This is a genomic window from Sphingomonas sp. SRS2 (assembly GCF_000971055.1).
Lineage (GTDB): Bacteria > Pseudomonadota > Alphaproteobacteria > Sphingomonadales > Sphingomonadaceae > Rhizorhabdus.
In genome coordinates, this window is record NZ_LARW01000108.1 from 43,307 (window position 1) to 57,683 (window position 14,377).

Sequence of the window (14,377 nt, forward strand, 5' to 3'; positions counted from 1 at the left end):
GCTGAGGAAGCAGTTCCAGGCCGCGCGATGCGAGTTGCTGCGGCACTTCGGGCGAAAGGCGGCGAGGAGTTTGCCAAGCCCGGGAATATTATCGAGGTTAAGTTCGTCAAAGGCGAGTCGCTTAGCCTCACGGCGTCGCGCCTATTGGCCTTGATGATCCTTGCTGCTGGTGGTGATGCTTGGGAAGACAAGCCTCACCGGATGCGCAAGGCCGACATTCGCCGCGGCCACAAGGGCAACGAGCGGATCACCGATATGCTTCAGGAGTTGCATCGGACGCTGTTTGCCGTCGACGACAAGTCATGGCGAGGCAAGAAGGCGACGACCTTGTTTTCACTGATCTCCCGATCACGCGAGGAGACCGAGGAAGACGGCGGGGAGGCAGGGTGGATCGAGTGGGAGTTTACCCCTGACGCTCGCAAGCTGATCCAGGCATCCGAAACCTATGCCGTGCTGAACAGACAGGCGGTCCTCGGATTTCGATCGAATTATGCGCTGAGGCTCTACGAGCTTGGAGCGCTTCGACTGCACAGGCGGCAGGCGACATGGCGGGGGGACATGACCGCGCTGCGAGCAGCGCTGGGCGTTCCTCCGGAAGTCTACACCGACTTTGCGCAACTGCGCCGCAAGGTGCTCGAAAAGGCCAAGGCCGAGATCGATCAGCTCGCACACTTCCGCGTGGAATGGCGGGAAATCCGGCAGGGCAGGACAGTCTCGGAAATCGAGTTTCGCTTCGAACCAAAGGATGCGCCGGAGTTGATCGCGACGGTGGATGAGCTCGAGCGGCACTCCGGTGGCCGTCGCCAACGGCGAGAAGGCACTGTGGAAGTAGTGAGTTTGGCGCCACCGGCCCTGCCGGCGGCCAAGGCCGAAAAGGTCGCGAAGGCTACAGACCTCACGTTTCCGTCGGGGTCTATCCGCTTTGGATCAGAGGAGCTTGCAGCCATCGCTCGGCGAAGTGGGGGTGGTTGGGATATCGACCTCATCGCGGATGGATTTCGAGGGCAGATGGGCGACCGGCTTGAGAAGCTTCGTGGCGCTAAACTGATCTCGTCCTGGACGGGCTTTTGTGAGGGCTGGGTGACGCGGCGAGGCAGAGCATAAGCGGAAATTGCACGCGTGCAATTTGGTCGATCCCCCACCGAGTCAGGATAGGGTTCGGGAGCGCTGTCCACGGCGCCAAACGGCATCGCAGCTTTCGAAATTGTCGAAATTATTGACAAAAAAGCGCAAGTGAGTGCACCATGTCCCAAATTTCAAAAGGTGGGCATGTGACTTCAGCGCTGCAAATTGAGGGGACGCAGGATCTGGTCTCGGTGGCGACATTGGCTGCCCGGACGTCTTCGGTCCTTGAACGGTTGCGAGATTCTGCGCGAAGCGCGCGCGCCGATGACCGGCGCGAGCCGACTTTTACGATCAGCAAGGCGGCCGAACTGGTAGGCCGGACTTCCGCGGCGATTCGCGATGCGGAGAAAGACGGTCGGCTACCCGAACCCGTTCGGGGCGAGAATAACCGGCGCGAGCGCTACACCCTCGCGCAGATCAATGACATGCGCGGTGTGTTTGGGACGCGGCCCTACCGGAGCCCTGACGACCCATGCTGCGTCGTCGCCGTCCAAAATTTCAAAGGCGGCGTCGGCAAGTCGACGATCGCTGTCCACCTTGCTCAATATCTGGCGATTCGTGGCTATCGCGTTGCATTGATCGACTGCGACAGCCAGGCCTCTGCGACCACGCTCTTCGGCTATGTTCCCGATCTCGATCTGACCGAAGACGATACGCTCTATCCGTACCTCCGCGAGGAGGAGCGCACGTCGCTCGACTACGCGCTGCGCAAGACCCATTTTGACGGGCTTGAGCTTATCCCGGCGAACCTCCGCCTGTTCCAGTCCGAATATGAACTGGCGGCGCGCATGGCGCGCGGGAGCGGGGCGTTGCTCGACCGCTTGAGGCAGGGCATCGATAGTATTTCGGATCGCTTCGATGTCATCGTGATGGATCCGCCACCTGCTCTTGGTGCTATCTCGCTCTCCGTCCTGCGTGCAGCCAATGCTTTGATTGTGCCGGTGCCGCCGACGGTGATGGATTTTTCCTCGACCGCGGCGTTCCTTTCGATGCTCGACGAGACCATCGAGCAACTGGCGGAACGCGATCTCGCGCCTGAACTCCAGTTTCTAAGGTTCGTCGCTTCGAAGGTCGACGAGAACAAGTCGATGCAGAAGGAACTCCTCAACCTTATGCGGACCCTGTTCGGGCACGCCATGATCCGGACTCCGCTGAAGGATTCGGCGGAGATCGACAACGCCACCGCCAGATTGATGACCGTTTACGAGCTCGACGGCCCCGCGACGAGTTCGCAGGTACGCAACCGTTGCCTGGCTTATCTCGATGGCGTGAACCAGGAAATCGAAGTGGACGTGCGATCGATGTGGCCAAGCCATCGGGCCAGGTTGCGCCAGGAGGCATTGGCGTGAAGAGACGAAATTGCACGCGTGCAATTTCCAACGAATGGAGAGCCGCATGAGCGGAAAGAATAGTGGCTTTGCGGCCGATCTGGCAGCTGGCATCGACCTGACAGCTGATGCTGCACCTCGGCGGAGCGGCCTTGCTGCGAATGTCCTCACCGGGCGTAGCAACAGGATCGCAGAACTCGCGTCGGGCGCCGTTGTAACGCGCACCCACGAACTGGTTGACCCGGCGCGTTGCCGGATGTGGTCCGGGCACAACCGCGAATATGCTCTGCTGAACGAGCAGCGCTGCGAAGACCTGATCGAGAGCATCAAGGCGCAGGGGCGCCAGGAAATACCCGCGATCGTTCGCCGCGTGGCGGGCGATCCGGATATCGATTTCGAAGTGATCTGCGGTGCCCGCAGACATTGGACGATCAGCTGGCTGCGGGCGCATAATTACCCGGATTTCAAATTCCTGGTCGACATCCGGGAAATCGGTGACGAGGAAGCGTTCAGGCTTGCCGACATCGAGAACCGCGCGCGCGATGATCTCACCGATCTCGAACGCGCCCGGGATTATCTCCGTGCGCTCGACGCCTATTATGGCGGGCGGCAGAAGACGATGGCGGAGCGTATCAATGTCAGTGAAAGCTGGCTCACACGCTATCTCGACCTGGCACGGTTGCCGGAAGAGTTGATGGTCGCCTTTCCCGAGCCCCAGGAACTCGGAATCCGCAATGTCATCGCCTTGAAGCCACTCCTCAAGCCCGACGACAAGCGCGCTCGAGTGGTAAAGGAAGCTGCGGTTCTAGGGGAGGCGCAGGCGGAAGCCGGCAAGGCCATGCCGGTGCTCGATGTGATCAGAGCGCTAACGCTTGCCGGAGACCGCCCCAAGAAGTCAGGATCCCCCAAGAAGTCAGGTTTGGCACAAACCGTATCTAGCTCGACTGGCAAGGCTGTGCTGAGGATCGAAGGCACGGATCGCAAGGGCATCCGCTTGACCCTGCTGAACAAGGGCGGGGCGACCCGCGAGGACGCCGAGAAGGCTATCCGCGAGGTGCTTGACCTCCATTGGTCCTGATGTGCCCGTTGGCTGCCAACAAGAGCTTCCTCGCGCCCTGGGGCGATATCTCGAGCAATTGGGCGACGGCCTTGGGTTGAAGACCGGGATAGGCGAGTTGCAAGCGTGCTAGCAAAGGAGCTCGGCTCCGGCGCGTTACCGAGAGCAGATCCACCAGATTAACGGCCTGTGTCTCGATAGCATCGAGTTCCTGCAGCCCGGCACGAACGGCTTTCGCGAGTGATTCCGCCATCATGTCGGCCAATTTTGCGGGTGTTGCTGGCAGGAATTTGGGCAGCAGCACGAAGGACGGGATGACACGGGTGGTGACGCGCGCGTGGAACAGCATCGTCGGCACGGCGACCGCGATCAGCCAGTTGCGGTCGGGCGCGCGTGACGGCAGCGATAGTGCGCGGCCATCGACCGTCACGACCTCGGCCGCGTCAGCGCTGCTCGCGCGGGTGAGGTCGGCGATGGCGAAGACGCGATCGGCGATCGCCCGCAGGCCGCCTTTGGGAAAGGGCAGGGCGGCTTGTTGTCGGACGGTTCGCCACAGCGGCCCAAAGTGGGCGATATCTTCTCCCCCCCACAAGGCGGCCGCCGACCGATCATCAAGCACGGTTCGGAGCGCGTTGAGCGTGGCCCGCAGGATCGGGTCGCGACTATCTTCGTCGCGGCTGATCGCGAGGTGGAATACCGCCGCCACCGAGATCGGATCGTTGAGGCCTTCGGAGGCGCGGGGAGGGGGTGTTCGCCCGGTGATCCAGTCCTGGAGATCGCTTAAATCGATCGGCACGCCGGCGAGGCCCGCTAGTGCTACAGCCCCGTGAAGCCGGGCTTTTGCGAGAAAGATGTCGGTGCAGGGGCTGCCGCGCAGCCGGCCGTCGAGGCGCCCGAGCTGCAGCATCGTTTCGGCACGGCGCTCGGCCCATTGCTGTGCGGTATCCATGGCGTAGCCTGTCATGAATGGAAACCAAAGTCAGTAGTTAGTTTCCCCCTCAAATACGGTCGAAACATGGACATGCGATAATTGCACTTATCACATGTCCATGTTTGACGCCTCTCTATAAGGTGCGCTACACATTGCGCCGATGGATCTTCCCTCGCACCTCGACAACAAAGCCCTGATTGCGGGGGAAACAGCGCCGGCGCCGATGATGGCGCCCGACGATCTCTCGTGGGCGGTGGTGAAGATGCGGGCTGTTGAGCCCATCGTCGTCAACGAGCCGCTGATCGCCGCCTACCAGGGGTTCTCGTGACGGCGGTGCAAAAAGTGCCGCTAAGCAAGCTATTGAAACATAGCGATAAAAGCCGCGAGAAAATTGTAACCCATTGATATCATTGACCGGTGAGGTTTCTCGACCTTCAGCCGGCGGTGTGTAGGGTCTTTCCTGGGAGGGCCGAGTCGTGGATGCGCCGTTTCGACAATATCTTGGTTGCGAACGGTTTCCGGAGAATTTAACCGAACCCGAAGTCGCGCATTTCTTCTCGCTTTCCGAGGACGATCGGCGAACCGTCCGCCGCCGCCGGCGACCGTTAAACCGGTTGGGCGTGGCGCTGCAGGTTGGTTTTCTGCGCCTCACGGGAGCACCACTCAATTCCGTGGAGATGATTTCGCCGCAAGTGCTGGCTCATCTCGGTGCCGAGCTTGGGATTGCACCGCCCCGGCTTGCCTCAATCCGCGCGCTTTACCGCCGCCACCGCACGCTGTTCGAGCATCAGGACGCGGCGAAACAGGCACTGGGTTTGCGCGACCTCACCGAGCACGGGGAACGCGCGTTGAATGGCTTTCTGCGGCGCGAGGCCGGCGACAAATTCCTCGTGGACGAGTTGGAACAAGCCGCGCGCGCATGGCTCCGTGATCACCACTATGTCCAGTTGCCAACGCGACGGCTGAGGAGTTCTGCATCAGGCGCCCGGCGCCATTACGATGGCGGTCTGTTGGCCGGCGCGGTAGCCGCAGTGGGGATAGAACAGACGAAGGTCTGGCCGCTTGAGCTGTCGGAGACGATGCCAAATGGCAAGACGCGGTTGGAATGGCTTCGAGACAGTCCCGCGTCCCGTAAAACCAAAGGCCTCGCCGACCATATCGCGAAGATCGATTTTCTGAAGAAACTTGGGGCCGACAGGCTCCATCTTGGCTTGGCAGCCGGAATGCTGAACGCCCAGGCGAGATCAATGCTCTACCGCAAGCCTGCGACGCTCAAGCGGATGCGTGGTGAGCGCAAGACCATTGAAATAGCCTGCTTTCTGCGCTTGCAACTGCTGCGTCTCACGGATGGCGGTCTGGGGATGATCGACTACCGGATCGCCGATCTCTGGCGTCAGGCCCGAACCCGCGCCGAGGCGGCGGTCGAGGACGAACTGCGCCGACATCAAGCGTTGGTCTTGCAATTGGCAAGCCTTGTCGACGATGAGAATACCTCCGCTTCCGTCGCGCGCGACCAGATGCGCACCATGTTGGCGCCGTTCCTGCCGGCCAGCGCACACGGTCCATCCACGAAGGTTGGCCGGGTCCGGCGGGAACTGGCGACAGCAGGCAGAGGCGCGAGTGAGTTGTTGGGCGCGGCTTCGTCGATCAGCTTGGACCTGCCGTCGACGCACCCGCTTTCGCAGGCATTGACGACACTGGACCGGGTGGCGGGTTCGGAAATGGGACGATTGCCGGAAGGCACCGCCAATCCATTCGGTCGGACGTGGGCGTTCCTCATCGATCAACCGGACCGCGAGGCCGCCTTTGGCGGCTATAGGGCGGCGACGCTCATGCTGCTCAAACGCTCGCTGCGCAATGGGCAGGCCAGCGTCGACCACAGCCTGGAACACCGTGCTCCTGAGGACCGCCTGATCCCAAAGGCGCAATGGCAAAAGGAACGAGCACGGTTCGTGCGAAACCTCGCCGTGTCAGCCAAGCCGGAAGCGAACATCCGCTGGATCAAGGATGAACTCACGACGGCCCTGAAAGCCATCGATGCGGCGGTGTCGAGAGGCGATATCCGGATTGAAAACGACCGATTGGTCGTTCCAAAACTCAAGGCGGCTCCCGAAGACGAAAGGCTCAAGGCCATTCGCCGCGAACTGTTCGCCGGTGTCGGAAAGATCCAGTTGCCGGATCTGCTGATCGCCATCGATGCCGCCACGCGCTTTTCCTGGGCGCTGTTGGGCAGGTCACCCGCAAGCGAGCATGAACTCATAATCCTCTACGCGGCCCTGATCGCCTTGGGCTCAGATCTGACCGCCGCCGACATGGCGCGCATGACGCTCAATATTGAAGCCGACGCAGTCGGCGAGATGATGCGCCGCATCGAGGCGAATGGTCGATTGCCGGCGGCCAACCGCTTGGTGCTTGATCATTTCAGGACGCTTCCGGTCACCAGGCTGTGGGGAGGCGGAATTCAGGCATCGGCCGACATGATGAGCCTTGATGCAACCCGCCATCTCTGGACAGCCCGCCATGATCCGCGACGGCGCACGCCGGCTGTCGGAACCTACACCCATGTGCTCGACCAATGGGTGATCCTGCATGACCAGGCCGTCGTCCTGAACCGACGGCAAGCCGGGGCCGCTATCGAAGGGGCTCTTCGCCACGAAGCCGTCGATCTCCACCGTGTCGCGGTGGATACGCATGGCCACACACATTTCGGTATGGCGCTGGCCAATCTGGTGGGGTTTGATCTCGCGCCGAGGCTGGCCGGCATGAACAAGCGCAAGCTCTATCTCCCGCGTGGCCTCGATGTACCTGCCAGCCTGCGGCCAATTGTGAGCGAGACCGTCTCAACCAGCGCCATCACTCGGGGATGGGACCCGCTCCTCCGAATTGCGGCATCGACCAAGAGTGGTTGGTGTTCCGCGACCTACGTTTTGGACCGCTTTGGCAGCGCCGCGCGGGGCGATGAGGCGTTTCAGGCAGGGGATGCCTTCGGCAGGCTGTTACTGACCCGCTTCCTGGGCGCTTATCTCGGCGATCCGGCGTTCCGTGGGATGAATGACGCTTTGCTCAGCCAAGGCGAGTCGGTCCACACCCTGCAGCGCGCGATCTATTCCGGGCCGATCGGCGCACGGCATGGCCGCACGCCCGAACAAATGGCCGCGATATCATCAGGCCTGACACTGCTTACCAACGTTATCATGACGTGGAACGCGACCCGGATCGGTGAGGTTCGAGCGCGAATGCCGGACACCTTTCCGGATCATCACATCATGCACATCGCCCCCAATGCGCACGAGCATATCAACACCAAAGGCGTCATCACCATTGACGTCTCGCCACACCGGGATCGGCTCCTGGGCGGGAAACCGCCAGCGGCCGGGATCAGGAGCGTAACATGAAAAACCTCCAGAATGAGGGATATCAATCACTTACCGCGAGCGACGCGCTATTATATCAGCAATTTCAATGGGTTGCTTAGCGACACTTTTTGCACTGCCGTCACGAGAACCCCTGATGGGTACTAGCCGCCTATCCATAGTATGCGGGATCAACCACGGCCCGATCGAGCGGCATCAGCAGATATTACTGACAGACAGTTTTTGGAGGAAATCAGTCGCATAGATTCCGTTCAGGACGGGAGCGGGCGTGGCACGTCCTCGTTCAAACGAGCTGCAAAGTGCCCCCAGCCCACGCATACCGGCATGCCGCGGCCGGTGCCGGTGCCGGTGCCGGCAAAGAGGGAACGTCCGTCAGGTGTCACGGGCAAAACGTTCGCGCGCCGTGATTGGCCGTAGGTTTGCTCGACCGCGGCCGCGATAGACGTTTTGCTCAAGCCAATCGACCTCACTCGGTAGGCCAACCTCTTCGGCCTCGCGCCACCAGAAGCGGCGCCGCGCGTCCCAGCGATATCCGGCGCCCTTGAGCAGATCCTTGGCGTCGAAGGGTGCACCGACGGCCTCTATGCGGATGCTCGCCGCCTCGGCCCGCTCGAGCAGGTGCGACAGGATCGTGCGATCGCTGGCCACTTTCAGGCCCAGCAGAGCGGTTAGTGCGGCGACGTCATTGCCAGCTCGATGGCCCTGGAAGAACCAACCTCCCTGCAGCAGCAGGTGGCCGAGGGATCGGCCATCGAATCCGAGCGCGAGCCAATCGAGCTGCGAAAGGCTGCAGGCCCAAGGGAGTCGCCGCAGCGGCGGAAACCGAAGATCGAGAAAGGGCCGGTCAAAGGCTGCATTATGCGCGATCACGAAATCAGCCTCGCCGATTAGTTTGACGATCGCCGCATCGTCGAAGCGCTGTCCAGCGAGGTCTGCGTCGGTCAGACCGGTGAGCGCCGTCAGTCGTTCGGGCATGGCCCGACCGGGATCCTCTAGCCAGGACCGAACGCGTTCGATCGCGACGATCTGTCCGGCCCGGTCGAACGTAAAGCGCTGGATGGCAACTTCGACGGTCCGGTCGACGTCGGGGTCGAGGCCAGTAGTCTCCGTGTCGACGACAGCTGCGATCCGTTGCCCAGGCGCGGGGATGGGCAGCTCTGCGTCGCCGATGTCAACGTTAAGCGCGCGCAGCACGCGATAGCCTGGCATAGCTTCGAGGCGCCGCGCGAGCTCGTCGCTCTCCATGTGGAGCGCGGGCGCCCTTGCTGCCGGATCAGCACCCGCCCTGCCGGCGAGCCGGTTAAGAAGATGCTGCACAATGCTCATCCGTCGCTCTTTTCCGCTTTCGAAATAGGGACAACTGGCAATCGATAACCTGGCGGCAGACTCTTGAAAGCCTTCTCACCGTCGCTCATCGGATCGCTGTGGCTCTGATGCAGATCGAGCGGTGCCACTGGTAGTTCGATGATCTGGCCCGTCGCGAGCCCCGCGCCGGCATGCTGATAGATCGTGCGTCGCTCGGGCTGGCGATAGGGCGATACCGCCAGCGAGCCTCCAAAATGCCCGCAATTGCAGATGACGACATTGCAGAAGACCATCCGCGCCACGGCCTCCGCCACATGCCGAAACGAAGTTGCATCCTTGTTGAGTGCGAGAATAAAAAGATGTTGAACCCGGCCTCGATACATGGCGATCCGTTCCAGATCGAGGAAGTCGTAGCACACCATGACGCCAAAGGTCCCAATGGCGCCACCGTCGAGAAGCCAAACCGAGGGATCTCGCTTGAACGTGTAAGCTGCGGCAATAAGCTTCTTGTCCTCGTCCGGCGCAGCGTAGGTCTTGCCGATCCGGCGCGTCATGGTTTTCGAACCCATCGCTTTGCCGCGCCATCGTTGTGGCACGATCAGGAGAGCATCATTATGCACCTCTCCAGGGGCATCACCGGCGCGATAATCGAGCCCTGCAATCACGACCGACTGCATTTTTGTCGCCATTGCCCGCAATTTGCCTTCGAAGCCGGTCGGCACTGCAAGCTCAGGCAGCACGATGATGTCGGGTGGCGGGCTTTCCTGGTGGAACGCGGCAAAATAGCCCCTGATCTCGGTAATCGCTCGCTCCTCCTCACAAGGCGACATTTTTGGACCGTTTACCCAGGCCGCAATCGGGTCAAGGGAGGTTTGGATAATGCCGAGCTTCAGCGTTTCGGTGAGATGGGAGCTGTGGGGCTCGCTCATTGCGGTTGATCCCCCTCGGCGGCGTCGCCGTCGGCAAACGCGCCAATCTGCTGCAGACGAACTGGGATCAGCTGCCGCGGCTCATGCTCTAGCACGGTCATCTGGCTGCGTTCGAGCTCGCCCTGTGCCTTGACAAGGAGATAACGTAGCGCGTCGGGCGATCGGATCGGTCGATCAAACTCGCTGTCATCGGCGGCACGGCGGAGGAGGTTGCCGAACAGGGACGGGAAAAGTGGCAGGAAGGACGTCTCAACGCTTCTTGGCATCAGACAGGACTGCAGGATCGCAAGCGTGAACGAAGAAATCGGCAGGCGTTCAAGGTCCCACGTAACCGTGTCGACAAGACTGCGTTCCTGTCCGCGGATATTCCAGGCCGCTGGTAGCGCGAAGCTCAGCCGCAAGATGCCCCAGAGGAGCTGACCGAAAGGACGCAGTCGCCGCTCCCAGCGACGCTCGGTCCGCTGGACTAGCTCGCTGTAGCGGAAATCGTCGATGCCCGGCTTAATCATCGTTGCGCTCTCTTCGCGCGCCAAGCGGCACCAGCCCTCCCAGGTGATCCGGTCGTTGATGCGCCTGTCCGGTTCCACGTTGCGCCAGGTCATTGGGATGCGAACATTCTCTGGGTGAAGACGATCGAGGAAATCCGCATCTGGGCCACCGAATTTGAAGAGCGGCTCAAGGATTTGACGGGTGATCTCGAGCGCGGTCCATTCAGAACGGCGCGGATCGCTTGGCGAGCGTGTCCGTGCATACGCAACCCAGTCGCGGAGGGACATCGTGTCAGGTGCTAGAGCGATCCTCGATGCTACCGCCGCAACGACCGAACTATCGGCCGATAGCACGGCGAATTGGTCAGGCGCCGCTCGCGCCGCATCGAGCAACCAGCCTGCGTCATCGGCCGCAAGCAGGGTCGGCTCAAGCCGTAGCCGCGTCCATGCCTCGTTCGGGAGTTCGGCGGGATAACGGCGCAGGTTGATCCAGTCATATGAATCAGCAGTATCGTGTTCCGTGACCATGTCGGGCCAAAATGCCGGCGGGTCGTAGCGATGGGTGCCGGTTGTCGCGAAGAACCAGTGCGACCAGATGCCGACTGAGACCTGCGTCGCGGTGCGCAAGTTGGCCAGCGTTGGAACGGCCTCCAGCGTTTCGGCTGTCCGTTGTCGCATGCTGGTTGCGAGCGCAGGGTCTGTTCGCCCGACCTCCAGGGCGCCGAGCAGCATTGAGGCAACGAAAGCGCTCTTCGCATCGAGCTGAAACCGTTGGAGCGGCTCTGCACGTGACAATGGCACGAATGCGTCGATATCTGCCCGCAAGGTGTGATTGATAAACGATCGCGCGGCCTCCCTCTCGCGATGGAGCAAATCGACGCGATTCACTGCGGCGCAGGCGGTCAGAAGGTGGCGGGCAAGGTGCTGCACGCCAAGTGCGCCAAGGTAGCATTTGAGCAGACGCGTCTCGCCCTCACCATGGAGGCGCATCCATTCGCCCAGACGTGAGAAACCGTCATGACCCGTGGCGCGGCAATAGTCGATCATTCGGATAAACAGTCGCGCCTTGTCCGGATGCGCGTGAAAAGCCTCGAACAGCAGCCCGAAATGGCGCTTGAGCAAGGCCTCCCAAATGCTTTGCTCGTCGCGCTTGCGAAGTTCAATTTTCTCATAAAGCCGTTGGATTTCGGCTTCGGCGCTTTCGTCGAGAGATTTGCCCGCAGTCTCGATCTTACGCTTCTTCTCCAGGGTCAAGGCCAGATGGCGATGCGCCTCGAGCAGCTCATCGTTGGGACGAAATAGTGCTGGCGTAAGCGTCGCGATGCGTGCCGCCGCGAAGGCCATTCGTGTGTCTCCCCGGATCTCCTGCTCGGGAATGTTCGCGAGCAGAAGCCATTCGAGCTGTTCCAGTCGCTGCCCGCGCCCGGCGTCGGTCAATAGGTCGAAATCGGTTGCCGCCAGCATCGACACCTGGGCGAGTGTCCGCGTCATCAGCTCGGTCGGTTTGCGGCCGTTTACCTCAGCCGCCCTCGCGACTTTCTCGATCAACTCGTCGTGGGTCTCGCTTGCCTCACCGGATCCCTCGCATAGTTCGGGATGGAGTATGGATTTCAGTTCGGACGGCACATATTTGTCGGGTTCGATCCGGGCACCGATGTTGAACGCCTCAAGCAGCCGTGCATATTCTTCGATCCACGCGACTAGCGCCTTGAAATCATAGGCGAGGACTTCATGATCATCGACGAAGCGAAAATGAGCGATGGTGCGCCTTTCCCGCAATATCTCGTCGACCTTGAGATCGAGCGGCAGCATCGCGACATTGGCGAGGAAGCCGCCGGCGAAGAGGCCAGTGGGAATGCCCTCAAACAATCCCGGCGGCACCTGCGGCTCGACTGTTGTTTTCATCTCGTCGGTTAACCCGCTGTCATCGACCTCGAACCGCAGCATGTCGTTGAGCAGGGTCGCAAGCGGGGCCTCATCCCGGAAGCCGTCGATATACTCCTCGAACCCGCGTACGATTGCTTCCAAACGGATGGTTGGATAGAATTTCATCAGGTCGAATGACGCCGCATAGAGTTTTTCACCCTGCGACGGCGGCCGGATCCAGAATGGTAATTCTAGATAGGCGAGCCCTTCGGTTTGGTCGAGCGCGCGACGCTCGCCCTGGTCGAGTTCGTCCTCATCGATCAGCTCGCTCACCATCCGGCGGGCGGTTAGCGAGATATGGCGGCGATAAAGTGGCCAGCTATGCTTGAAATGGCGGTAGAGATGGCCGGCCGAATGGCGATAAGGGCCGATGTTCAGCTGTGATCCCTTGCCCTCAGGCGATTCCTCCTCATACCAAGCGGCCCGATACAGGCGGTTACCATAACTCCAGGCCGGCATCTTTCGGTCGAGTTCGGGTCCAAGCACGGTGGCCATCGCTGTCCATGCGACTTGGTCCCGCACCGCGATCTCGAAATATTGCCTGAGCCTGGGCTTGCCCTCTTTGTCGGGCTTCTTCGTTTGCGGCACGAGCCGGATCGGCCGGGCGACCCAGTGCCCAGCGGCGAAGTCAGCACGTATACCCTCAAGTTCCGCTTCGAGATTAAGCTCGAAGGCTGCGAGAGCCGCCTGATCATACAGGCTGTCGGCCGACCGATAGCAGCGCCGGACCTTACGCCACGCCCACAGCAGCGTCTCGGGCAACAGCAGGATGTCATGCAGGCTCATCGGTCGATCCCCTCCCGTGCCCGCAAAAAGTCGTTTAAGTCATTGATGCCCTCCGGCATCGACGTAGTCGACGCCGTGATCCCATGATCGCCCAGCAGCCGCACCAATCGTTGGGCGAAGCCCGCGCCCGCCGCGTCGGCGTCGCCGAGTACCGCGACATTGCGACCGCGCAGGCGGGCAATCGTAGGTGCATCGATCCGGGCGCTGGCCCCGACGAAACCGATCGCCGGGATGCCAAGTTGATGCGCGGAGAGAACGTCGGTCACACCCTCGCAGATTGTAATTGTCGGGGCAGAACCCGCCAGTGCTTCGAGATTGAAAGGCGGCGGTGGCAGGTGCGCTGGGCAGAGCCATCGGCTGTCGCGCTCGCCGTCGGGGCGCCGCGCCTGTAGGAATACAATCTCGCCGTCGATGACGAAAGGGAAGAGCAGGTAGCCCGAGCGAAAGGCCAGATAGGGACCGTAGCGACCCTTGATCATAACCCCGCAGCGTTCGAGACGCGTTTCCCCGAAGCGTTCGCGCGCCGCACGAAGCAACGCCTTGCCCTCGCCAAGCTGGCCAACGCCGAAATGTGCGAGCGTCGCGGGCACGAAACCGCGCGAGTCGAGGTAAGCCCGTCCGGACGGTGCGAGCGGCGATTGCGCGAGAATCCAAGTGAAGATCTCGCTATCGGAGCCGACCTCCCCGGTGGAGCCGGCAGGGGCAGTGACCGAGGGAAGAGGATCACGCACCGTCCGCACGCCGCGACGAGGCGATTTTCCAGACCGCGTGTCATCGATTCCGAAGCGACCGCCGAGCCATCGGCAAGCGCCGAGAAAGTCGGTGCCTTCCATGATCCGTACAAGATCAATCGCGTCGCCGCCGCGATTGCACGCGAAGCAATTGAAACGGTTGGTCCGCGACCGAACCGAAAAGGACGGGTGCTCATCGTCATGACCGGGCAAGCGGCATCGCGCCATGCCACGAGACAGCTGAAAGCCGAGCGCAGTCGCTACCGAAGCGATCGGGATCGCCCTGAGCTTCTCAGCGTCAAACATCTTTCCGCCAGCGCGACGGTCCGTCGGCCGGCGCCCCCCTCCTTGCAGCGCCATCCGTGTTCTATGCCCGATGGCCGCGCATACGCCAAGG

10 protein-coding genes are annotated in these 14,377 nt (G+C 61.5%); 5 read left to right on the forward strand and 5 right to left on the reverse strand.

Annotation, left to right across the window (positions count from 1 at the left end):
- The first annotated feature begins 27 nt into the window (after positions 1-27).
- The 3 genes from WP12_RS16075 (at position 28) to WP12_RS16085 (ending at position 3,531) form a co-directional block, all read left to right on the forward strand.
- A complete protein-coding gene (locus WP12_RS16075) occupies positions 28-1,104 on the forward strand; it encodes a replication initiation protein (RefSeq protein WP_046194757.1) in 1,077 nt (358 codons plus the stop codon).
- 140 nt (positions 1,105-1,244) lie between these two features.
- Positions 1,245-2,474 (forward strand): AAA family ATPase, encoded by a 1,230-nt coding sequence (locus WP12_RS16080; RefSeq protein ID WP_443027885.1) that lies wholly within the window; start codon positions 1,245-1,247, stop codon positions 2,472-2,474.
- 46 nt (positions 2,475-2,520) lie between these two features.
- A complete protein-coding gene (locus WP12_RS16085; protein ID WP_046194758.1) occupies positions 2,521-3,531 on the forward strand; it encodes a ParB/RepB/Spo0J family partition protein in 1,011 nt (336 codons plus the stop codon).
- Here WP12_RS16085 and WP12_RS16090 read toward each other — a convergent pair.
- Positions 3,497-4,474 carry a hypothetical protein gene (locus WP12_RS16090; RefSeq protein ID WP_235399171.1) on the reverse strand — a complete coding sequence of 326 codons (978 nt, stop codon included), beginning with the start codon at positions 4,472-4,474 and terminating at the stop codon, positions 3,497-3,499. The genes WP12_RS16085 and WP12_RS16090 overlap by 35 nt on opposite strands.
- A gap of 127 nt (positions 4,475-4,601) precedes the next feature.
- On the opposite strand from WP12_RS16090, the gene WP12_RS25330 reads away from it, so the two are divergent.
- Complete coding sequence (locus WP12_RS25330; RefSeq protein WP_160299232.1) at positions 4,602-4,769, forward strand: hypothetical protein; 168 nt, start codon at positions 4,602-4,604, stop codon at positions 4,767-4,769.
- A gap of 148 nt (positions 4,770-4,917) precedes the next feature.
- Positions 4,918-7,836, forward strand: coding sequence for a Tn3 family transposase (locus WP12_RS16095; RefSeq protein WP_046194694.1), 2,919 nt, complete (start codon positions 4,918-4,920; stop codon positions 7,834-7,836).
- A gap of 351 nt (positions 7,837-8,187) precedes the next feature.
- Here WP12_RS16095 and WP12_RS16100 read toward each other — a convergent pair whose 3' ends face one another.
- The 4 genes from WP12_RS16100 to WP12_RS23515 form a co-directional block, all read right to left on the reverse strand.
- A complete protein-coding gene (locus WP12_RS16100; protein WP_046194759.1) occupies positions 8,188-9,060 on the reverse strand; it encodes a 3'-5' exonuclease in 873 nt (290 codons plus the stop codon).
- Positions 9,061-9,137: 77 nt separating this feature from the next.
- Complete coding sequence (locus tag WP12_RS16105) at positions 9,138-10,049, reverse strand: hypothetical protein (protein ID WP_046194695.1); 912 nt, start codon at positions 10,047-10,049, stop codon at positions 9,138-9,140.
- A complete protein-coding gene (locus WP12_RS16110) occupies positions 10,046-13,249 on the reverse strand; it encodes an RNA-directed DNA polymerase (RefSeq protein WP_046194696.1) in 3,204 nt (1,067 codons plus the stop codon). The genes WP12_RS16105 and WP12_RS16110 overlap by 4 nt, the downstream gene beginning before the upstream one ends.
- Complete coding sequence (locus WP12_RS23515; protein ID WP_160299233.1) at positions 13,246-14,286, reverse strand: CHC2 zinc finger domain-containing protein; 1,041 nt, start codon at positions 14,284-14,286, stop codon at positions 13,246-13,248. Before WP12_RS23515 ends, WP12_RS16110 begins: the two co-directional genes overlap by 4 nt.
- Positions 14,287-14,377: the final 91 nt, after the last annotated feature.